The sequence below is a fragment of the uncultured Chitinophaga sp. genome (assembly GCF_937898475.1).
GTDB lineage: Bacteria > Bacteroidota > Bacteroidia > Chitinophagales > Chitinophagaceae > Chitinophaga.
Genome location: NZ_CALEJS010000029.1, coordinates 70,208 through 92,483 on the forward strand (window position 1 = coordinate 70,208; position 22,276 = coordinate 92,483).

The window sequence follows — 22,276 nt, forward strand, 5'->3', positions numbered from 1 at the left end:
ATAGCAAAGAACAGTGCCATTCAATTATAGATCCCATCGATCTCCTTCGCATACTTTTCCAGGATCACCGCCCTGCGCAGACTTAATTTAGGCGTTAGCTCGCCGCCTTCAATGTTCCAGCTGTGCGGCAGCAGTTCAAATTTCTTCACCTGTTCTACCTGGCTGAATTCCCGGTTATACTCGTCCACGATGGTTTTGTAAAAATGCCGTACCTCAGGGTCCTGCACCAGGGCTTCGGGTGTGTTGGCGCGAATGCCCTGTCTTTTAGCCCATTCCCGCAGCACGAGGAATACCGGCACGATCAGCGCCGCGGTGAATTTACGGTTGGCCCCCAGCACCATTACCTGTTCAATGAAAGCGCTTTCTTTTAATCGGTGCTCTATAGGGAGCGGGGCCACGTATTTGCCGCCGCTGGTTTTGAACATCTCCTTTTTACGGTCGGTGATCTTCAGGAAGCGGCCGTCCAGGAAGGCGCCGATATCGCCGGTGTGGTACCAGCCATCTATGATCACCTCTGCTGTGAGATCGGGACGGCGATAGTAGCCCATCATCACATTGTCGCCTTTACAAAGGATCTCTCCATCGTCTGCGATCTTTACGGCAAGGTTCGGAATCAGCGGGCCAACGGTGCCGAACATACGATCTTTCTCTTCGAAACGGTTTACACTGATCACCGGCGATGTTTCAGTGAGGCCGTAGCCTTCCATGATCACGATGCGGGCAGCGGTGAAGATGCGGATCAGGCGTACCTGGCAGGCGGCGCCGCCGGTAACGATGCATTTGATGCTGCCGCCCAGGGCTGCCCGCCATTTGCTGAACACCAAAGCATTGGCGAGTGACAGCTGCAGGCGGTACAGTAAAGGCTGCCTTTTGTTGATTTCGAACCGGGTAGCGAGGTCGTGAGCCCAATAGAACAGGGCTTTTTTTATGCCGCGCAGCGTAGCGCCCTTGTCCATTATACGGTCGTATACTTTTTCGAGCAGGCGCGGAACAGTGGTAAACAGGTGCGGGCGCACCTCCTTCAGGTTATCGCCAATGCTTTCCAGGCTTTCTGTATAGTACACCGGGATGCCCTTGAACAGGTAGAGATAAGTGACCATCCGTTCAAAAATATGATTGAGTGGCAGAAAACTGATGGCCCTTAAAGGATATCCCGGCGGGAAGGAGGGCAGGCAGTTCAGGATATTGCTGATAATATTGCGGTGTGAAAGCATTACCCCTTTTGGTGTACCGGTAGTGCCGGAAGTATAGATGATAGTGGCCAGCTGCTCTGCGCCTATAGTTTCAGCAATGGCGTCGGCGCGGTTAATACTCTCTGCATCTGCCAGTGCGAGGAGACTGCTCCAGTGCGGGGCGCCGGCTACCATTTCGAAGGTATAGACCTCCTGTAAATGGAACAGCTGATCGCGGATGCCGGCTATCTTTTCAAACAGAACATCGTCCTGCGTGAATATCATTTTCACTTTGGCGTCCTGCAGGATAAAGGTCAGCTCATGCAGATGGATGGTTGGATAGATGGGCACCAGAACGGCGCCGATACGTTGTACCGCCAGGTCAAGCATGATCCATTCGGGCTGATTCCTGCAGAGGATGGCGATCTTATCGCGCCCCTCGGGCGTCATGTCGTTACCGCTGACCCCTGTTTTGAGGAGCCCGGCGCTCAGTTTGTCTACAATATCTTTTACTTCCTGTGTGGTGTAAGTTCTCCATACGCCCTGCTCTTTGGCGGCCAGCATATCCGGTAGCGGGTTGTGCTCAAGCTGATAGGGTATACAGTCGAATAGTCTTTTGGGATCAAGCATAACAGCGGAATATGGGTTAACAGCAAGTTATTCAATTTTTCCGACAATTGGCCGGAGCACAGGCGCGCCGGTTGAAACACAAAATATGAGGATGCTGTATTATATTGTAGACGCAAATAATAATCAACGTGAGCGACCCGATTGTTTACATCAACGATACTTTCCTGCCTGCTTCACAGGCAGCACTACAGATAAGCGACCTGGCCATTCAGCGCGGATATGGCATTTTCGATTTCTTCAAGACCCTGGATCATTTGCCGGTGTTCCTGGATGAACACCTGGACCGCTTCTATCATTCTGCTGAGCAGATGCGCCTGGCCCCGGGCAAAGACCGCGATCAGCTGCGGGAAGTGATCAGGGAACTGGCAGCGCAGAACAATATAGCGAACGCGGGTATCCGGATCACACTTACGGGAGGTTATTCGCCGGATGGTTACAGCATTACACGCCCCAACCTGGTTATTACTCAACAGCCCCTGCAGCTGCCCGACAGGGAGCAATTCAGGAGAGGACTGCGTTTGATCAGCTATCCGCATCAGCGGCAGATGCCGCAGGTAAAATCGCTGGATTACCTGATGGCCATCTGGCTGCAGCCATTGATCAGGGAGAAAGGGGCGGATGATGTGCTGTATCAGTATAACGGGCTGGTGTCTGAATGCCCGCGCGCTAATTTCTTCATCGTCACCGGCAATGATACGGTAGTAACGTCCTCTCAACCGCTGAAAGGGATTATACGGATGAAGACCCTGGAAATAGCGTGCAAACAGTTCAAGGTGGAAGAACGGGAGCTGACGCTGGAAGAAGTGTACCAGGCCAGGGAAGCATTCATTACCAGCACTACCAAACATATACTACCGGTGGTTCAGCTGGATGGGAGAGCGATTGGCGATGGGGAGCCTGGAAACATCACCACCATGTTAAACATGGAGCTGGACGATCTCATCTATAACGACGAAGCATAAAATCTATTTGGAACAATCGTTCTGAAATGCTATCTTTGTACTGCCAGGACGCCAGACAATTGTTTGGAATTTAGTTCCGGGTATTTGGAATTTTATCTATCATGGCACGAAACAAAGCGTTTGATCCGGGGGAAAGATTGGAAAAGGCCCGTGACCTGTTTTGGGAGAAGGGGTATCATGCTACGTCCATGCAGGACCTGGTAGAGGCGATGCAGTTGAACAGGGCCAGCATCTACGATACTTATGGCGATAAGCATGCATTGTTCGTACAATGCCTCGCCAATTATGCCACAGGAAAACAGGAAGATTATAAAAGATCAGCAGCGGGAGTAGAGTCGCCCATACGTTCGGTGGAATGTATTATCCGCAGGGCATTGGAGCGCACCATTGAAGATGGCAAAGCCTGTATGGCAACGAAGTCTGCGTTTGAGCTGGGAGAATACGATAAAGAAGTGCGGGAGCTGTTGAAGAAAGACGGTGTAAGACTGGCGAAGGTGTTTGAAGAGCTGCTCCGCAAAGCGCAGGCAGCCGGCGAGATCAGTAAAGACAGGGACCCGGTGGTACTGGCAAATTATATTGTAGCGAATTTCAGCGGGCTGTGGCAGGCCAATATCCTCTCCGGCAACAGGAAGCTGGTACAGCAAATGACGGAATTCCTGATTGAGGTGATAAAACAGTAATCACCTTTTTTTAGGAGCAATTTTGGAATGAACGTTCTGTAATGAGGGGCTTGTTAGAAGCCTCATTGGCAAACTATTCTCTAATATATACAAACATTTAAATTAATCTATGAAACGTCTGACAAACAAAGTAGCCCTGGTAACGGGCGGCAGCCGCGGAATTGGCGCTGCTATCGTAAAACGTCTGGCCGAAGAAGGCGCTAATGTGGCATTTACTTATGTAAGCGCTGCTGAAAAAGCACAGGCGGTGGTAAAAGAAGTAGAAGCCCTAGGCGTAAAGGGCCTGGCTATTGCTGCAGACAATGAAAAGCCGGAGGCGGTAATTGCTGCGGTAGATAAAACCGCCGCCACTTTTGGGCGTATAGACATACTCGTTAACAGTGCCGGTATCTGGATTGCCAAGCCTTTTGAAGAGCATGTACTGGAAGATTTTGACCGGCTGGTAGCCGTGAACGTTAGGGCCGTATATGTAGCCAGCCAGGCCGTGCTGCGTCATATGCCCGAAGGCGGCAGGATCGTGACCATCGGCAGCAATCTTGCTGAGAGGGTATTTGCCCCCGGCATGACCTTGTATTCCATGACAAAATCTGCCCTGATAGGCTTTACCAAAGGCCTGGCGCGCGACCTTGGCAGTAAGAAGATCACCGTAAACCTGGTGCAGCCCGGCGCTACCACTACAGATATGAATCCTGTAGATGGCCCGCACTCCGATTTTGTGCGCAGCTTTATGGCTATTCCCGAATACGGCGAGCCTGCAGGTATTGCCGCTGTGGTAGCCCTGCTGGCCAGTGAAGAAGGCCGTTCTTTTACCGGTACCGAAGTAACGGTTGACGGAGGCCTGAATGCTTAAGCCGTTCATCAAATAAAAGACAGCCATAGCGGAATAATGTGGTATATTTCTAATGTTTGATCACGTTAGAAACAGGAAATTATCTAACCACAATAGCAACCCGCTTATGGCTGTCTTTAATTTAACCATCAACAATGAGGATTTCAAAGTAGATGTGGATCCTCAGATGCCGTTGTTATGGGTGATCCGTGATTTTGCCGGCCTCACCGGCACCAAGTACGGATGCGGTATTGCGCAATGCGGCGCCTGTACCGTGCACCTGGATGGCAATCCCGTTCGTTCCTGCTCCATACCGGTTTCGTCGGTGAACGGACAAAAGGTAGTGACCATCGAAGGTCTTTCTGATAAGGGAGATCATCCCCTGCAGCTTGCCTGGGAAGAAATGGATGTACCGCAATGCGGTTACTGCCAGGCGGGCCAGATCATGACGGCTGCCGCTTTATTGAAAGAAAAACCGCAACCTACAGACCAGGACATTGACAACCTCATGTCTGGCAACATTTGCCGTTGCGGCACCTATAACCGTATCAAGAAAGCCATTCACCTGGCTGCGAAAGGAGGTAAGTCATGAGTATATCCACTATGAACAGACGCAACTTTCTGAAGATCGGAATCACGGCAGGTGGTGGCCTGGTATTGGGCCTGGAATGGTTAAGCTCCTGTAACCCGGCGGGCAGCGGCGGGGCGGAAGCAGCCATGCAAACATTGAATGCTTTCATCAAGATAGGGACCGATGGCCTGGTGACCATCATGGCGCCCAACCCCGAAATAGGACAGGGCGTGAAAACATCCCTGCCCATGATCGTAGCGGAAGAACTGGACGTAGACTGGAAAAATGTGATCGTTGAACAGGCGCCACTGGACACTGATAAGTTTAAACGCCAGGTGGCAGGTGGCAGCGGCTCCGTACGCGAAAGCTGGGAACCCTTCCGCACCGCCGGCGCCACCGGCCGCCAGATGCTGGTGAATGCCGCAGCAGCGCAATGGCAGGTAGACCCGGCCACCTGTACCACAGCAGGTGGTATGGTACTGCATAAAGCCAGCGGCAAAAAGATCGGCTACGGCGAGCTGGCAGAAAAAGCCGCCACCCTGCCGGTGCCCACCGATGTCAAGTTCAAGGAGCCGAATGCCTATAAGATCATCGGCACCCGCACCACCAATGTTGACATGAAAGCGATCGTTACCGGTAAACAAAAATTCGGGATCGATACCAAACGCGAAGGTATGCTGTATGCCACGGTTGTTCGTCCGCCGGCATTCGGACAAACACTGAAAAGCTTTGACGACAGCGAAGCCCGTAAAATGCCGGGTGTAAGCAACGTGGTGTCTTTTGATAACAAGATCGCTGTGCTGGGCCGAAGCACCTGGGAAGTGATGCATGCTGCCAGGGCCATCAAAGCCGAGTGGCAGGATGACGGCAAACTGGAAAGCACCGCAGATTATAAAGCCAATTTTGTTAAAGCGCTGGAGAAATTGCCGAAGGAATCCAAACGGAAGGACGGCAATATCAAAAAAGCGTTTGCATCGGCCGCCAGAACATTCGAAGCTACTTTTGAATGTCCCTTCATTCCGCATAATACCATGGAGCCCATGAACTTCTTTGCGGATGTTAAAGCAGACAGCGTGGAACTGCATGGTCCCATCCAGCTGCCTGACAGAGCCCGTAATACCATCGCCGAGAAATTCAAGATACCCAAAGAGAAGATCAGGGTAAGTATGACCCGCATGGGTGGCGGCTTTGGCAGAAGACTGATGACCGATTTCGTGGAAGAGGCAGTGGCCATTTCACAGCTGGCCAAAGCGCCGGTAAACGTGGTCTGGAGAAGGGAAGATGATATGAGCGGCGGCTACTATCGCCCGATGGCTTTGTACAAATACAAGGCAGCGGTAGACGCCAGCAATAAACTGATCGCCTGGCACCACCATTCCGTAGGCATTTCCGGCAGCACTGCCAGGGAGAACAATTTCCCCGCCGGCGCCGTAGAAAACCTGCAGGTGGATGTACATGATTATAAATCGCCCGTTACTACCGGTCCATGGAGAGCGCCCATTCACAATTATATTGCATTTGCCGAAGAGTCTTTCATAGACGACATTGCCCATCAGCTGGGCAAAGACCCCGTTGCTTTCCGCCTGGAACTGCTGGAGCAGGCCAAGGCTAAACCGGTGGGTCAATGTGATTATGATCCTGACCGTTACGCCGCCGTGATCAAAAAAGCAGCGGAAATGGCAGGATGGGGCCAACCCAAACCGCAAGGGGTTTACCAGGGCATTGGCGCGCATTACTCCTTCAAAACCTATGTAGCGCAGGTGGCCGAGATCACTAACGTGAACGGGCAACTGAAGATCAGCAAGATCTATTGCGCAGTGGATTGCGGCACCGTGATCAACATGAGCGGCGCCGAGAACCAGGTAGAAGGCTCCATGATTGATGGCCTGGGACATGCCCTGTACGGCGAGCTTACCCTCACCAAAGGCAAACCTGATCAATCCAACTATGACCGCTACCGCCTGATACGCATGCAGGAGGCGCCAGCGGTAGAGATCCAGTTTATCCGTAACAACGAAGCGCCCACCGGCCTGGGAGAACCCGGTCTGCCGCCGGTAGGAGCGGCAGTGGCCAATGCCATTTTTGCCGCTACCGGACGAAGACTGAGGTCTCAGCCGTTCATGAACACAGGAAACGTTTTCACCATGGAAAGGAAGGCGGAAGTGTGAGGTTAAGTGTTAGCTATTGTAATGGCTGAAAGTGTTATATTTGACGTTGTGCATACGGATATATAACGCTGTGCGCTAACAGCTACATAACACAACACGATAGCTAACCGCCAATAGCTAGTATATGAAGGAAATCAGAGACATTGTAGCCGCATTTGACAAGGCCCGGCAGCAGGAGAAGCAAACCGCCTTGGCTACCGTCGTGCTGGTAGAGGGATCATCTTACCGCCGGCCGGGCGCTCGGATGCTGATCACGGAAGATGGCACCCTTACCGGTGCGATCAGCGGGGGCTGCCTGGAGGGCGATGCCCTACGCAAAGCACAGCAGGTAATGTTCCGGCGGCAGTCCATGCTGGTAACCTACGATACTACGGACGATGACGATGCCAAGCTGGGTGTAGGACTGGGATGTAACGGCATCATTCACATACTGATAGAGCCGGTCATTACAGACAATCCCAACCACCCGGTACAGTTGCTGAAAGACTGGCTGCTGCAAAGGCAAAACGCTGTGCTGGTCACCCTCTTTTCGTTGGAGGAGCGCAAGGGCGTACAGCCGGGCACCTCCCTGTTGCTGACCGCCGGCGGCGTCCGCAAACACGAAGCGTTTGAGGGATCGTCCTGGTACGGCGCCATGCTGGCAGATGCGGAAGAGGCTCTGCAAAGCACCACGCCCTCCACCCGTCAGTATGAACAGTACACCGCTTTCGTGGAAGTACTGAAACCACCGCCTTCCCTGCTCATCTTCGGCGCCGGTAACGATGCCATTCCCCTAACCGCCATGGCGGCCGTGCTGGGATGGGATACCACGGTGGTAGACGGCCGCAGCAACTACGCCACCTTACAACGCTTTCCCCTGGCCACCCGCATTATTGTTTCCAAACCGGACCAGGCCCTGAAGCAGCTGACCATAGATGCCCGCACCGCCGCCATACTCATGACACATAACTACGTGTATGACCTGGCCATGCTGCAGCAATTGCTGCCTTTACAGCTGCCCTATATCGGCTCTTTAGGCCCGAAAAAGAAGCTGGACCGCATGTTGGAAGAGCTGCGCAGCAGCGGCGTGGAAGTGTCGCCGGAGCAGCTGGATAAGGTATACGGGCCCACCGGTCTCGATATAGGGGCAGAAGGAGCAGAAGAGATCGCGCTCTCCATTTTTTCAGAGATACAGGCCGTGTTTGCCGCCGCACCGGGCACCTCGTTGCGGGATAAGCAGGCGCCGATACATGCGAAAAATGTGAAAGGTTTGAGATTTGAGGTTTGAGCGTTCGAAGTTTGAGGTTCGTTTAAGGTTATAGGTTGCAGTCATGTGACCAGACAACCTGCAGGGAACCTTCAACTTCTAACGAACCTCAAACTTCGAACGCTCAAACTTTCAAACCTTTAAACTATTCACATGACTGGGCTGATCATTCTCGCTGCCGGCGCTTCCAAACGTATGGGGTGTCCTAAGCAGCAATTAGATTATAAAGGCAAGACCTTGCTGCAGCATGCCATTGATATGGCCATCGGCTCCAGTTGTTCGCCGGTGATCGTGGTATTGGGGGCGCATTCCATGGTGATCTCCCCGGAGATCCCGGGCGGCCGGGTGTCTGTGGTGCAGAATCCCAACTGGGAGGAGGGCATGGCCTCTTCCATCCGGGCGGGTATTACGGCCCTGCAGGAAAAAGCGCCGCAGGCTACAGGCGTTATCTTTATGGTGTGTGATCAGCCTTATGTAGATACCGCTCACCTCAATAACCTGGTACGCCAGAAACTGGATACCGGTAAGGGCATCATCGCCAGCTATTATAATGATACAATGGGTGTGCCCGTATTATTTGATAAGACCTTCTTTCGGGACCTGCTGACCCTGCAGGGAGAGGAAGGCGCTAAAAAGATCGTTTACCGTTATGAACAAGAGGTGGCTGCAGTGCCTTTTCCCCTGGGTTGTATAGATATAGACACCCTCGATGACTATCATTCCCTCTGACAATTTATCCAGCTTTCTGTACAAATTTCCATTGTTAACGCTATTGCATAGCGTTAACTTAGTTTGAGGTTTTGCTTTTCCACGTTACGATACCCTCAATTCCACGAACACCCAAAATCTAAAAGTATGTTTACATCCACGAACCGCATCGGGATCCGCTTCCCGTTTGCCGCTGTATTTCTTTTTCTTTTATGGTTCCCTTTACGGCTGAGCGCCTCCGGTGCAGACCCATCGGCGGTGACGGTCACGGGTAAGGTCACCGCTGCAGAGACTAACAGTCCGCTGCCGGGTGTCTCCGTAGCCCTGAAAGGCACCAGCACCGGGACGGTTACCGACAGCGATGGGAACTATAAACTGATGGTGCCCAATGGCGAAGGCACCCTGGTATTCTCCTTTGTTGGTTATACCAGAAGGGAAGAACCCATTAACAACCGCAGCAGCATTAACGTTGCCCTTTCTCAGGACCTGGCCGCTATTGAAGAAGTGGTGGTAGTAGGTTATGGTACCCGGAAAAAGAGCGATGTGACCGGCTCACTTTCTTCCGTCAGTGCCCAGCAGCTGAAGCAGGTGCCTACACAGAGCATTTCCCAGGCCCTGCAGGGAAGGGCCGCCGGGGTGGATGTGGCTGCCAGCAGCTTTCGCCCGGGCGACAATCCGCAGATCCGTATCCGCGGTAACCGCTCCCTGAAAGCTACCAACTATCCGCTGGTAGTGCTGGATGGTATTCCGCTGCCGGATAGCTCCAGCATCAATGATTTCAATCCTTCCGATATTGCTTCCATAGAAATACTGAAAGATGCCTCTGCTACCGCCATTTATGGTTCCCGGGGCGCCAACGGCGTGATCCTGGTAACGCTGAAAAAAGGAAAGGCGGGTGTCGCCTCTGTGAGTTACGACGGCTATGTAGGCTTTTCCAAACCGCTGACCACGATGGATATGATGAACGGGGGAGAATATGCAGAGCTGCGCCGCGAAGCCTACCGTAACAACAGCAGGGTGGACGACTATACCACACCCTTTCCGAACCCCGTGCAGGACTTTGACCTGTTCAAGTCTGATCTCAATATGTGGGAGTCGGTCGCACAGGGATATGAATGGGTGAACCAGGCTGCGCTGATACCACGATACCGCGCCGCTACGGCAGAAGAAAAGCAGCGCTTTGCCGCCTATGGGATGGGCAGCTTTGACTCCCTGCCGGTGTATGACCCGAATAAGGTACGGACCACCGACTGGGCAGACCTGGCCCTGCGCACCGGCCTTAAGCAGGATCACCAGGTGAGTGTATCCGGCGGATCGGAAAAGGTAAGGGTGATCGCTTCCCTGGGCTATTATAACGAGAGCGGTATCCAGAAAACACAATCCTTTGAGCGCTACAACATACGCCTGGGCATAGATTATAACATCAGCCGCATGCTCCGCGTTGGCGGATCTACCATGGCCAACACGTCTAACCAGCAGTACGGCTCGCCCCTGTATTTCAATGCCATCGGGCAACTGCCCATTGCAGTGCCCTATGACAGCACCGGCGCCCGTATCTATCAGCCGGGCGGCGATCCGCTCATCTTTAATCCTTTGTTCAACATTGAAAACGTGACCGATGAACGCCGCGTTACGCACGTGATGGGCAGTTATTACGCGGAGCTGCAGCTGATGGAGGGACTGCGTTTCCGCGTCAACTTTGGCCCGGATTTCCGGCATTACCGCCGCGGGCAGTTCTATGGCTCGTTGAGCACCAACCGCAACAGGGGCACTTCGCAGGCCATCTATGAGCAGAACCAGCGCTTTTCCTATGTGCTGGAAAACCTGCTGTATTATGACAAGACCATCAACCGCTCTCACAGCATCGGGCTTACCCTGCTGCAAAGTTTGCAGAATGAACGTTACGAGTTTTCGGGCCTGACGGTGTCCAACCTGCCTTACGACAAACAGCTGTTCTATAACCTGGGCTCTACCAATAACAGCGGTCCGGATGCCTTCAGCAGCGACTACTCCCGCCGCAGGCTCATGTCGTACATGGGACGTGTGAACTACACCCTGATGAACCGCTACCTGCTGACGGTTTCCGGGCGTTTTGACGGTTCTTCCGTACTGGCGCCGGGTAAGAAATGGGAGTTCTTCCCATCCTTTGCGCTGGCCTGGAAAATGCAGGAAGAACCTTTTCTGAAAGGCCTGGCAGGGCTGGATGAGCTAAAGCTGCGGATAGGCTATGGTAAAACCGGTAACTCTGCCATTAACCCCTATACGGTACAGGGCCGGCTGGCCAAAACGCGCTATGTATGGGGCGATAATCCCGCCTGGGGCTACCTGCCCAGCCTGATACCAAATCCCAACCTGAAATGGGAAGCTACCCACCAGCTGAATGCAGGGATCGATTTCTCACTGATCAAAGGCCGTATATCCGGTACCGTTGATGTGTACCAGGCCAACACGCGCGACCTGATCATGGACCGCCAGGTGCCTACTGCATCCGGCTTCGGCTTCATCCAGGAGAACATCGGCTCTACCCGCAACAAAGGCGTGGAGATAAGCCTCTCTACCGTGAACCTGGAAACCACCGGCGGGTTCCGCTGGAATACCGACCTGGTATTTGCCAGGAACAAGGAGGAGATCACCGAGCTGTATGGCGCAAAGAATGATGATATTGCCAACCGCTGGTTCATTGGCCAGCCGGTAACGGTATTTTACGACTGGAAGCCCATTGGCGTTTGGCAGACCAATGAAGCGGATGCCGCTGCGGTGTATAACCGCATACCCGGGCAGGGAAAGATACTGGACATCAACAATGATAAAGTGATTGATGCCCGCGACCGGGTGGTGATCGGTAACAACGTGCCCGATTGGTCCGGCAGTATCGTGAATACATTTGCCTACAAAGGTGTGGAGCTTTCCTGCTTCTTCTATGCCCGTATCGGGCAGATGGTGGCCAGCAGCTACTACCGTCCTTCGCTGGCAGGCCGTTATACGGAAAGGAAACTGGATTACTGGACGCCGTCCAATCCTTCCAATGAGTATCCGCGCCCGCGGCAGGACCAGGAAAGGATTGATTATCCGGAATCCTATCTCTACCAGAAAGCCTCTTTTGTGAAGCTCAGGAATGTATCGCTGTCATACCAGCTGCCGAAGCAGTTCACCTCTAAGCTGCACATACAAAAGCTGCGCGTATACTTTACCGCTTACAATCCCTGGCTGATCACCGACTTTAAAGGACTGGACCCTGAGTTCACCGCCAACTATCAAACCAATATCAACGATCAGCTGATTGAAAATAACCTGAGCGACAAAAGCTTTGTATTTGGCATTAACGTAGGCTTCTGATCACTAATTAATAAACACAACGATCATGCAAAAGACACTATATATTTTCCTTGCCATTCTTTGCCTGTGCTCCTGCAGCAAGTACCTGGACGAAGAAATGGTAACCCAGATCTCCTATGATTACTATGATACGGAAGCAGGGATAGAAGACCTGGTAGACGGCGCCTACAGCGAATTGCGCTATATGTTTAACGGTGAGCAGAGCTTTACCCTGTTCAACTATGGTGTAGATGAATACACGCAGGCGGCTGATGGGCAAAATAAATATTTTGATGATTACACCACCCAGCTTAACCCTTCTTCTGCGGCGTATATCCATGACCTATGGACTGCCTACTACCGGGCAATTAACGCCTGTAATATAGGCATACAGCGCATTCCGGCGATAGAGGGCACACAGTTCTATGTCAGTGAAGCCAACAGGAACCAGCGTATTGCAGAACTGCGTTTCCTGCGCGCCTTCTATTATTTTGTACTGGTTCAGCAGTTTGGCGCAGTACCGCTCACGCTTAACGGCGATGTAACTGTACGCCTTGAATTTGAGCGCGCGCCGGTGGCGGAGGTGTATCAGAGCATTATCACTGATCTGCGCTTTGCAGAATCTGTACTGCCGGCTACTCAATCACAGTACGGCCGTATTACCAAAGGTGCGGCCCGTCATTACCTGGCCAAGGTATACTTAACACGCGGCAGCGCAGTAACGGAGCAGCGGGGGCAGCAGGTCACCGATATGGATAGCGCCGCCTACTGGGCCGACCTGGTGATTGCGGATGGCCCTTACCAGCTGCTGAACGATTTTGCGGATCTCTGGAATATCAACAACCAGGAGAACCGGGAAGTGATACTGGCAGCGCAGTTCAATAACAACGCCTTTATGCTGAACGGATCCGGCAACCGTGCGCACCTGTATTACCAGATGGTATATGACGGCAAACCGGGTATGCAGCGTGATATTCCATATGGCAGGCCTTTTCGCCGCCTGATGCCTACCGATTATACCATGGATATTTTTGACCGGAAGAACGATTCGCGGTTCTATAAAAGCTTCCGTACAGCATATATGTCCAACAATGCAGGCACCATTCCCAAATGGACCACAGATAATGCCCCGTCGCCTGCGCTGGTTGGCCAGCCTAAATTTAAGCTGGGAGATACGGCGGTGCTGCTTACCCTCCATAAGAATGTTAGCGATGCAGAGATCGGGAAGAAATCCTACCTCTGGATACCGCGCAATAAATACAACAAGCAGGATTTTCTTACCCTGGTGAAACACATGGATCCCACCCGCCTGGACATCTCTACCGAAACGGCTGGACGTGACGGCGTGTATGCCCGCCTGGGTGAAACCTACCTGATTGCCGCAGAAGCGTATGGGCGTAAGGGTAATTATGCCAAAGCGCTGGAATACATTAACACCTTGCGCAGGCGTGCCGCCTATAAGCAGGGAGAAGCCAAGCCGGTGCATTTCTGGTTAACGGAGGGCGGTACCATGGGAGATGTAAACAGCACGGAAAACCATGTACTGGTGACGGAAGCCGTGTTTGAGGCCAACGACCAGCATGAGCAGTACCCGCCATCCGCTAATTCAAAAGAGAGACGATTCATTCATTTCATGCTTAACGAAAGGACCCGTGAACTGCTGGGAGAGTTTTACCGCTGGATGGACCTGGCGCGTACGGAAAGCCTGGTGGAACGCACTAAACTGTTTAACCCTTCTGCCGGCGCCATACAGCCTTTTCATAAACTGCGGCCTATTCCGCAGCAGCATATAGACCGCCTGTTCAGGAATGGGGTACCCCTGTCGGAGGCAGAAAGAGCGGCGGAGCAGAATCCGGGATACTAATTAATAGCTGTTAGCTATGAGCCGAAGGCTGCTGCTACCAGCTTGTTGAAACAAGTTCCGTTGCCGCCATGTGTTAAAGAGTGCTATTCAGAGGACGCACACAGCGGTTAACGGAACTTGTTCCGTATTTATTATTGTTTAGACAGTTTCTTCGTACTTACCTGGCCGTTATGCACCACTTTCAGCAGGTAGGTGCCTGCAGGCAGATTGCCGGCTTCCAGGGTTTTGTTATGGCTGCCGGCCTGTAAGCGTTCACTGAGCTGGCGGCTTACCAGTTTGCCAGACATATCATAGATGCCCAGGGTGGTAAAGCTGGCTTCCTTCAGTTTGAAGTTTACGCTGAGGTTACCACGGAATGGATTAGGATAGACGTTGATCTCCAGCGGCTGTGCGGTTGTTTTGGCGCTCAGTACAGGAGTAGTATTGGCGGCAAAGGAAGTTGCTGTTTTTACCCGTACTTCCGTAAAGCTGTTCCAGGTGCTCACGGAGTTGCCATGGCCTACAATGCGCACATACTTACCTGTTCTGGGAGTAAAGTTAAAAGTCTGCAGGGCATTGGTAGTACCGTTACTTTGCAGGTTGGTAGCGGCGCTGGTCCAGCTGTTGCCGTCTGTGCTTACCAGCACGTCAAAACGTGCGGTGCGGGTATTGCCCTGGTAGAAGGCAATGTCTACACCGGTAACGCTGGAAGAGTTGTTGAGGCAAAACTGGATCCATTGGCCGTCGCCATCGGCAGACCAGCGGGTGTTGAAGTCATTATCCAGCACATTAGCCGGTACATTGCCATCGTGGGTGCTGGCAGTAACCGGGGTGCAGGCAGGTGTGCCGCCGGGGAAATCATCGGCGGGGTTCAGTATCCTTTCGCGGATCCAGGCGCCGGCAGGTTTCAGGCGGGCAGTGGTCCAGGGGCCGTTAGAGCAGGTACCGGTGGTCCATGCAGCCCCGCTGCGGAAGTCGTCAGAATAGTTCCAGCTGGTCCAGCCGATCTTCTTATTACGCATCAGGTCAATATATCGCTGGGAGAACGTGAAATCGTTGGGACCATCGCCGGTGTATTCCTGTGTGCCAAATTCTGTAACGAATACGGGCAGACGGTCAGAAGCCCAGTTCAGCTGGTCATAGTATGCCTGCTGGTGTGATCTGGCGTAGAAGTGGAAGGTGTACATGATGTTGGGGAAGTTCACCGGGTTGTTCAGGATATCCTGTGCGGTACGGCCATCAGATACACCAAAGGAAGACCAGCCGTGGGTACCAATGAAGATGGGCGCATTGTTGTCAATAGCGCGGATCACTGGTATGATCTGGTCTGCATAGGATTTGATCTGGTTCCAGCTTACGCCGTTTGGCTCATTACAGATATCGTAGATCACATTCACTTTGTCTTTGTGGGCGTTGGCCACCGCCGTGAAGAAGGTACGGGCGCGGGCCAGGTTGGCATTGGGATCTCCGGGATCCAGCTGGTGCCAGTCTATCAGCGCATACATGCCGCGTTCCGTGGCTTCTTCCACCAGGCGGTTCACCTGTGCGGTGAAACCGGACGGGTTGGTTTCATAGCCGCCTTCCTGCACGTAGAGGGAGATACGGAGAATGTCAGCCCCCCAGTCGTATGCCAGGGCGTCCAACGAAGCTTCTGTTAAACAACTTCCCCAGCCGTACCATTGGATGCCGTGGGTACTCATACCGCGCAGCTGGATGGGATTACCGTACTGGTTACAGAGTTTCAGGCCAATAACCTGCAGTTGTCCGTTGCGGGCAACAGGTGTTTGCGCAAATGCTGCGCTGCTGAAGAGCGCGAGGCTCAGCGTCCAGATGAGTTTGTGGATTTTTCGCATAGAGACAATTTGAAATGAACTGTTAGAAATTATTTTAATTAAGCATTAGTAATTAAGAACTGCGACGATGGCGTCATATGAGTGCGAAGGCCGCAATTCTTAATTATTAATGCCTAATTCTCAACTAGAATTTGATCACTTGTTGTGTAAGCCCCCGTCCGTTGTGTGTTAGCTTTAACAGGTAGAGGCCAGGTTGCAATCTGGTTGTGGGGAAGTGCCTGTTGTAGGCGCCGGGTTGTGAACGGGCGCCCAGCAGCTGCTGAACAGGTCTTCCGGACAAATCGTACAGCCATAGCGTGGTGAAGCCGGCCTCCTGCAGCGTGTAGGACACCTGCAGCTGGTCGCCAAAGGGATTGGGAGCGGCTCTCAACGTCAGTGGCTGGGTGGTTTTTGCGATGGCGGCACTACCGGTGATGATCCTCACTTCTGTGTAGCTGTTCCAGGTACTGGCCGAGTTACCGTGCCCTGTGATGCGGACATACCTGGCTGTTCTGGGGGCGAAGGAGAAGCGTTCCAGGTTCAGTGATGTACCGCTGCTTTGCAGGTTGCCAGCCACGGTGATCCAGTTGCTGGCATCATTACTTACCTGTATATCAAAGCGGCTGGTGCGGGTATTGCCCAGGTAGAAGGCAATGTCCACCGCACTGATGGTGGTGCTGCCGGCCAGGCAGAACTGGATCCACTGGCCGTCGCCATCGGCAGACCAGCGGGTGTTCAGGTTGTTGTCCTGCACATTTGCGGGAACATTGCCGTCGTGGGTACTGGCAATTACGGGATCGCAGGGGAGGCTGACGGTATCGGCGATGATAGACAGTTCCGGGCGGTTGGTGGCAGCTTCGCTGGCGTTCCAGAAGATGCGCTGGTCTGTCTGCGCCAGGTTCTTAATGGCCAGTGAGATGCGTTTTCTGCCGGCCGCCAGCTCGCTCTTTACATAGTTGGTCACATCCCAGCTGTAGTATACATTACCGCCGCTGGCCACTGTTACCTGTGCCAGTGCGTTGGTGCCTGTGGCGGGTTTGTTGTTCCAGGTAAGCGTGTTCTCTGTCCAGCTGGTATTGGACACCGGGAATACGGCCACCGGCGTGCTGGGTATCTCGGTAGTTTCAATACCGCCCCAGGCACGTAGGATCACGGATGATAGTCCGCCGTAGGGCGTCAGGTCAAATGTAAGATAGGCATCGCGGTTATTATTCAACTGCCCGGCGAGGGCCAGCTTGGTGATCAGGAAAGTAGAATCAGCAGTGCCGTGCGTGATACCGGCATTGGTACCATCCCTTACATAGGCGTCCTGTACAGGCGCAATGCTTACTGCCGCCGGTGCTACGCGATAGTGTGCAGTAAAGATGGTGTCGCGGTCGGTAATGGTGATGTTTTGGGAAGCTGCACCGCCATGCGCCCAATGGTCAAATACATAAGTAACTCCATTCAGTGTTTGCGGAGATACAGCAGCAATGGGCCGTACCATACCGGAAACAGAAGGAGTGGAGTAGGGGGCGGTGAAGGGAATATCGTTTACACGTACCTGTAAGCCTGCGGGCACTGTTTGCAGGCCGAGGTTGGATACTACCGGGAATAACTCTACGAAGCTGGTGTCTTTTTCACCGCGGGAGTCTGTCACGGAAAGATAAAGCCGGTACCAGATGTCTGTTTCAGTATGCCCTTCTGCACCTACAGAGAAAGTGCCGCTGGTAATGCTATCCCTGATGGCGGGACCGGGATGCACGTGATTGGCATGATGCAGATCCACCCACCATTCATATGCGCTGGCGGGTAAGGCGCCGTCTTCCGCATCAGTGCCGGTGCCGGAGAAACTGATGGCAGTACCGGCACGGAAGGAAGCTCCATTGGCAGGCGTGGTGATGGTAGCAACGGGAAAAGTATTGGGAGCAGTGACCGTAAGGGTGGCATTGCCGCTGGTAACGGAGCCTGCGCTGTTGCTGACAACAACGCTGTATTGTCCTGCATGGGAGGGCTGTACATTCGTAATACTGTAGGAAGCGGCAGTAGCGCCCTGGATGTTGACGCCGTCTTTTCTCCACTGGTACCCGGGAGCCGGGTTGCCGGTAGCGGTTACCCGGAAGGTAGCGGTCTGGCCCTGTGGTACGCTGATGTTTTGCGGTTGTGTGGTGATGGCTGGTGCCTGTGTGCCGGTGTAAATAATGCGGTAGAGTGAATTATTGTTCCTGTTCAGGAAATACAGGTTACCATCTGTACCCTGCTTCAGGTGTACAGCGCCGCTTCCCAGCCCGCTGGCGAAAGCCGTACGCGTAGGAGATGACGGGTTAATGTAGTTGATCCATCCTCCGCAATAATCGAGGAAGAAGTATTTACCATGATATACGGCCGGGTAGTTGCTGATAGCGCCATTAAAGAAAGTACCGCCGTTGATGGCGCATCCTTGTCCGTCGGGTGGTGTGCCTGCGCGGTTGATCCTGTAAGTGTATACCGGGTTAGCGCAGCTGCCGGAGCAGTTGCCTTCAGCGTTGGGCCATCCGAAGTTGCGGCCGCCGGTGGTGGCATCATTGATTTCTTCCCAGGTGTTTTCGCCTACTTCATTGATGAAGAAACGGCCGCTTACCGGGTCTGCCGCGGTGGTGAAAGGATTGCGAAGGCCATAGGCCCATATGCGGCTGCGCTGCGGGCCGCCGCTAAAGGGGTTGCCGGCCGGTACGCTGCCATCGGTATTAATGCGCAGGATCTTGCCCAGGTAACTATCCAGGTTCTGGGAATTGCCGCCCACCTTGTTGTCGCCGGTGGCCACCAGCAGCTTGCCATCTGCGCCAAAGGCAAGACCGCCGCCGTTATGAAAGATATCGCCGAGTGTGGGCAGGTCAAGGATGGCCAGCTCGTTAATGGCCTGGTCGCCATTCATGGTGAAACGGCTGACGCGGTTGTGGGGGCCGCTGCTATGTGTATAGTACACATAGATGAAGTTGTTGGTGCTGAAGCCGGGATCAACGGCAATGCCGATCAATCCCCTTTCACCGCTGGAGCTGACCGGCAGTGAAATAGCGGGCGTGGATAGCAGGCTGCCGTTCTTTACTACGCGCAGCTGACCATTCTGCTGGCCTACCAGTATGCGGCCATCTGGCAGGAAAGCCAGGCAGGCAGGGCCGTTGAAGCCCGAGGTGACCAGCACCCGCTGGAAATTGGCAGGCAATGTTTGGGCGGAGGCCTGCCGCAAAGGCAGGCAGAGGTACAGGCATAGCCATAGCAATACCTGCCCTGCATGGAAGGTAAGGGTTTTCATGAGGGAAGATTTAAAAGGTGAATGGATTATTGGTCAGCGGTATGTAATACCGTGCCTACGTATAAACATGATTGTTATATACGCGTGCAGTGACGTGGTCTGCAAGGTTTTTCATTATTGTGCTGTGTTTATGGTACGGTCTAAAATCTAAATATGGCAAATACTACTACACAAAGGCGGCGTTTTTTCGGTATATACTGTAGGTAAAGGCTTTCAAGGATATTTCGGTTTAGCTGGTGTATCAGTCATTTGTTCGGGTGCTACAGCTATTTACCAGGGCAGTACGATACGAAAATATGCAATCGTTTGCGGATTGCCAATAGTTGGAGGAAAATTTTCTTGTACGTGGTGGTATTAATAAGGTTTATTGTTTTTCCTGGCCCTTAACATTTGGGGAAAGCCCTGTTGTTTGCCCAGTGCTATTACCGCTTCGGCTATACGTTTATCTTTTGTGGGCTGTGTTTTTGCGCTGTTGATCCAGGTCATGAAATAATTGCGGTGCCCCTGCGGAAGACTGTTGAAGAATTGCAGCGCATCCGGATCGTCCTGCAGGCACTCCATCAGCAGCGGACAGGTTACAGGATTCGGGTTATCATCTTCCATTAGCTGTACCTGCACCTGGGCGCCGCGGCGTTTACCGATGGCCTTGCGCAACGCTGCGTTCAGTGTCATGATGAAGTTGCCTTCGCCCATGGGAATCAAAGCAATACCTTCTATAGGATGGCGGTCCAGTTTACCTTTTACACGAAAGGATTTTTTGTTTCCGGGTTTCAGTTGCTGCGCAATATCTGCAGGGACAGCGATATAGGTCCAGCCGGTTTTTTCACCCTGCGTTCCAAATTGTTCTATGATGGTGGTAAACTTAACCATGCAGTAAAAATAATGTCTAATGATCAGATTTCCGATCCCTGTTTTCTTTCCAGCCATGAGGTAAGTACAGTGTAAAATACCGCAAGTATGATAGCCCCTTTGAACATGCCGGTAAAGCCCCATGCTGCCAGTCCGCCAACCACTCCGCAGAACAGCACCAGGAAGGGCAGCCTGCCACCGCTTTTGGCGATCAGTACTGGTTTTAATACTGCATCTGCCAGTAGCACGCCGCCGCCGTAAATGGCCAGGAATATGGCCGTACCCGTGTACCCCTGTACAGCGGCCCAGATCACCAGCGGCACCCATACAATGAGTGGCCCTACCTGTATCAGCACCAGGAAGAACACCAGGGCCGCCAGCAATACCTTGAAATGCAGTCCCGCAATAGCGAAGCCGATCCAGGAGATCATGGCGGCAATAAAAGCGGTGCCCATTACGCCAATAGATACACCCCTGATTGCATGCGCGGTAGCATAGATGAGACTCAGTCCATCTCTTCTTCCCAGCAGGTGTTGCAGGATGGAGCGCAGGGGTTGCACTACCTTATCACCACTTACCAGCATGAAGGCAGAAGTGATGATGCCCAGCAGCACCTGCAGGGCGGCGCTGAGTATACCGGCGCCGCCGGCCAGGAGATGGTGCATAATGACCCGCGCCTGGTGCTGATAGCCGGCCAGCGCTTCCCGTGGATCCTCCTGCAGCTGTTTCCAGAAATCGCTGAGCGGCTCGCCGAGGTAAGGCATGGTGGCCATCCGGTCTGGCAGATTGGGCAGTCCGTGCAATCGCACATCATCTATTATCTGCAGCAGGTTCCTCACATGTCTGCCCGGCGCGGCTACTACGTAGATGAAGGGCAGTGCCACGATCAGGATCAGCAGGATGGAATACAGCACAGCCGCCAGTTTGCGCCTTTGATTCAGCAGGCGCACCAGCTGTTCATAAGGCTGCTGCATAGACACATAAAATATCAGTGCGAAGGTGAAAACGCCGAAAAAAACTTTAAGCACATCATACAAAGCTGCCAGCAGGGCAAGCAACAACAATAACACCAATGCGGTTTCTATTATGGTGCGGGAAGAACGGAGTTGGGATCTTTGCATACAGTCAGGAATTAGATCATTATCCGTATTAAATATACCGAAATAGGGGCGATGGCCCAAAATGTCGCCCAATTGTCCTTTCCCGGTCGGATTGTCCTGCCTATCTTTGTTATACAACAAGCAGGTTATGGCACAACAGCGGCAAGTAGTATTCTTTGTACCACCGGGTGTTCATATGCTCGATCTGTCGGGTCCCATCCAGACATTCTTTGAGGCGGCCCGCCTGGGCGGAAATTACCGCTTGTGCTATTGCGCCTTTAAACCGGAGATAGACGATTCTTCCGGGCTTCATTTTGCGCGGCTGGATCATTATGCGAAGCTGGAGCTGCAGGCAGGCGATTATATCTTTATTCCCGGTTATAACAAGCAGCTGCTGGGAGATACTACCTATCGGCAGGAATGGGAGGGATTCTATGCCTGGCTGCGTAGCTGCCATGACAACGGTATTAATATCTGCTCGGTGTGTATCGGTTCTTTTGTACTGGGCCGCGCCGGTTTGCTGGAGGGGCGGCAATGCACCACGCACTGGAGCATGCTGAAGCAGTTCAAGAAAGAGTTCCGTCAGGCACAGGTGCTCGATGACCAGTTGTTTGTAAAAGACGGTATCATTTATACCAGTGCAGGGATCAGCGCAGGGATAGACCTGGCGCTGTTTATACTGGAAGAGAACAACGACGCGCTGTTTGTGCACAAGGTAGCCCGTGAGCTGGTGGTATATTTCAGAAGGAGTGGGCAGCATACACAGGAAAGCGTATACCTGAATTACCGGAACCATTTGCACCAGGGTATTCACCGTTTGCAGGACTGGCTGATTGAAAATCTCTCCGTTAAAAGCACCATTGAGCAAATGGCGGATGTAGTGAATATGAGCAGTCGCAACCTGACGCGCACTTTCCGCCAGCAAACCGGCATCAGCATTCACGAATATGTTACCTTACTGCGGGTGGAACGGGCACGTACCCTGCAGAACACGCCCGGCATTACGATGGAGGCGATTGCCGCGCAATGCGGCTTTGAGAACGTGCGGCAACTGCAGCGCATCCGTAAAGTACATGCATTCTAACACCTAATCAATATAT

15 protein-coding genes are annotated in these 22,276 nt (G+C 52.9%); 10 read left to right on the plus strand and 5 right to left on the minus strand.

What is annotated here, in order from left to right; all coding sequences use genetic code 11:
- Window positions 1–20: 20 nt before the first annotated feature.
- A complete protein-coding gene (locus Q0577_RS19375) occupies window positions 21–1,802 on the minus strand; it encodes a long-chain fatty acid--CoA ligase (RefSeq protein WP_298739212.1) in 1,782 nt (593 codons plus the stop codon).
- A 128-nt stretch (window positions 1,803–1,930) separates the two neighbouring features.
- Here Q0577_RS19375 and Q0577_RS19380 point away from each other — a divergent pair, with 128 nt between their 5' ends.
- The 9 genes from Q0577_RS19380 (at window position 1,931) to Q0577_RS19420 (ending at window position 14,145) form a co-directional block, all read left to right on the plus strand.
- Window positions 1,931–2,764, plus strand: coding sequence for an aminotransferase class IV (locus Q0577_RS19380; protein ID WP_298739213.1), 834 nt, complete (start codon window positions 1,931–1,933; stop codon window positions 2,762–2,764).
- Between the two features lie 101 nt (window positions 2,765–2,865).
- On the plus strand, window positions 2,866–3,444 hold the full coding sequence (locus Q0577_RS19385) for a TetR/AcrR family transcriptional regulator (protein WP_298739214.1): 579 nt from the start codon (window positions 2,866–2,868) through the stop codon (window positions 3,442–3,444).
- 109 nt (window positions 3,445–3,553) lie between these two features.
- The gene (locus tag Q0577_RS19390; protein ID WP_298739215.1) at window positions 3,554–4,294 is read left to right on the plus strand and encodes a 3-oxoacyl-ACP reductase family protein; all 741 of its coding nucleotides are present in this window, start codon (window positions 3,554–3,556) and stop codon (window positions 4,292–4,294) included.
- 106 nt (window positions 4,295–4,400) lie between these two features.
- Window positions 4,401–4,865: a (2Fe-2S)-binding protein gene (locus tag Q0577_RS19395; RefSeq protein ID WP_298739217.1), complete on the plus strand. Its 465-nt coding sequence runs from the start codon at window positions 4,401–4,403 to the stop codon at window positions 4,863–4,865.
- A gap of 11 nt (window positions 4,866–4,876) precedes the next feature.
- Complete coding sequence (locus Q0577_RS19400; protein WP_298739218.1) at window positions 4,877–7,012, plus strand: molybdopterin cofactor-binding domain-containing protein; 2,136 nt, start codon at window positions 4,877–4,879, stop codon at window positions 7,010–7,012.
- Between the two features lie 124 nt (window positions 7,013–7,136).
- Window positions 7,137–8,279: an XdhC/CoxI family protein gene (locus tag Q0577_RS19405; protein WP_298739220.1), complete on the plus strand. Its 1,143-nt coding sequence runs from the start codon at window positions 7,137–7,139 to the stop codon at window positions 8,277–8,279.
- Between the two features lie 132 nt (window positions 8,280–8,411).
- Window positions 8,412–8,987 (plus strand): nucleotidyltransferase family protein, encoded by a 576-nt coding sequence (locus Q0577_RS19410; RefSeq protein ID WP_298739222.1) that lies wholly within the window; start codon window positions 8,412–8,414, stop codon window positions 8,985–8,987.
- Window positions 8,988–9,113: 126 nt separating this feature from the next.
- A complete protein-coding gene (locus Q0577_RS19415) occupies window positions 9,114–12,302 on the plus strand; it encodes a TonB-dependent receptor (RefSeq protein WP_298739223.1) in 3,189 nt (1,062 codons plus the stop codon).
- A 25-nt stretch (window positions 12,303–12,327) separates the two neighbouring features.
- The gene (locus tag Q0577_RS19420) at window positions 12,328–14,145 is read left to right on the plus strand and encodes a RagB/SusD family nutrient uptake outer membrane protein (RefSeq protein ID WP_298739225.1); all 1,818 of its coding nucleotides are present in this window, start codon (window positions 12,328–12,330) and stop codon (window positions 14,143–14,145) included.
- A gap of 131 nt (window positions 14,146–14,276) precedes the next feature.
- Here Q0577_RS19420 and Q0577_RS19425 read toward each other — a convergent pair whose 3' ends face one another.
- The 4 genes from Q0577_RS19425 to Q0577_RS19440 all read right to left on the minus strand — a co-directional run bounded on the left by Q0577_RS19425 (window position 14,277) and on the right by Q0577_RS19440 (window position 21,197).
- Window positions 14,277–15,977 carry a cellulase family glycosylhydrolase gene (locus Q0577_RS19425; RefSeq protein ID WP_298739226.1) on the minus strand — a complete coding sequence of 567 codons (1,701 nt, stop codon included), beginning with the start codon at window positions 15,975–15,977 and terminating at the stop codon, window positions 14,277–14,279.
- Between the two features lie 124 nt (window positions 15,978–16,101).
- Window positions 16,102–19,227, minus strand: a complete 3,126-nt coding sequence (locus tag Q0577_RS19430; protein WP_298739227.1) for a PQQ-dependent sugar dehydrogenase — start codon at window positions 19,225–19,227, stop codon at window positions 16,102–16,104.
- 354 nt (window positions 19,228–19,581) lie between these two features.
- The gene (locus Q0577_RS19435) at window positions 19,582–20,097 is read right to left on the minus strand and encodes a YdeI/OmpD-associated family protein (protein WP_298739228.1); all 516 of its coding nucleotides are present in this window, start codon (window positions 20,095–20,097) and stop codon (window positions 19,582–19,584) included.
- Window positions 20,098–20,120: 23 nt separating this feature from the next.
- Window positions 20,121–21,197 carry an AI-2E family transporter gene (locus Q0577_RS19440; protein ID WP_298739229.1) on the minus strand — a complete coding sequence of 359 codons (1,077 nt, stop codon included), beginning with the start codon at window positions 21,195–21,197 and terminating at the stop codon, window positions 20,121–20,123.
- A gap of 127 nt (window positions 21,198–21,324) precedes the next feature.
- On the opposite strand from Q0577_RS19440, the gene Q0577_RS19445 reads away from it, so the two are divergent.
- Window positions 21,325–22,260, plus strand: coding sequence for a DJ-1/PfpI family protein (locus Q0577_RS19445; protein ID WP_298739232.1), 936 nt, complete (start codon window positions 21,325–21,327; stop codon window positions 22,258–22,260).
- Window positions 22,261–22,276: the final 16 nt, after the last annotated feature.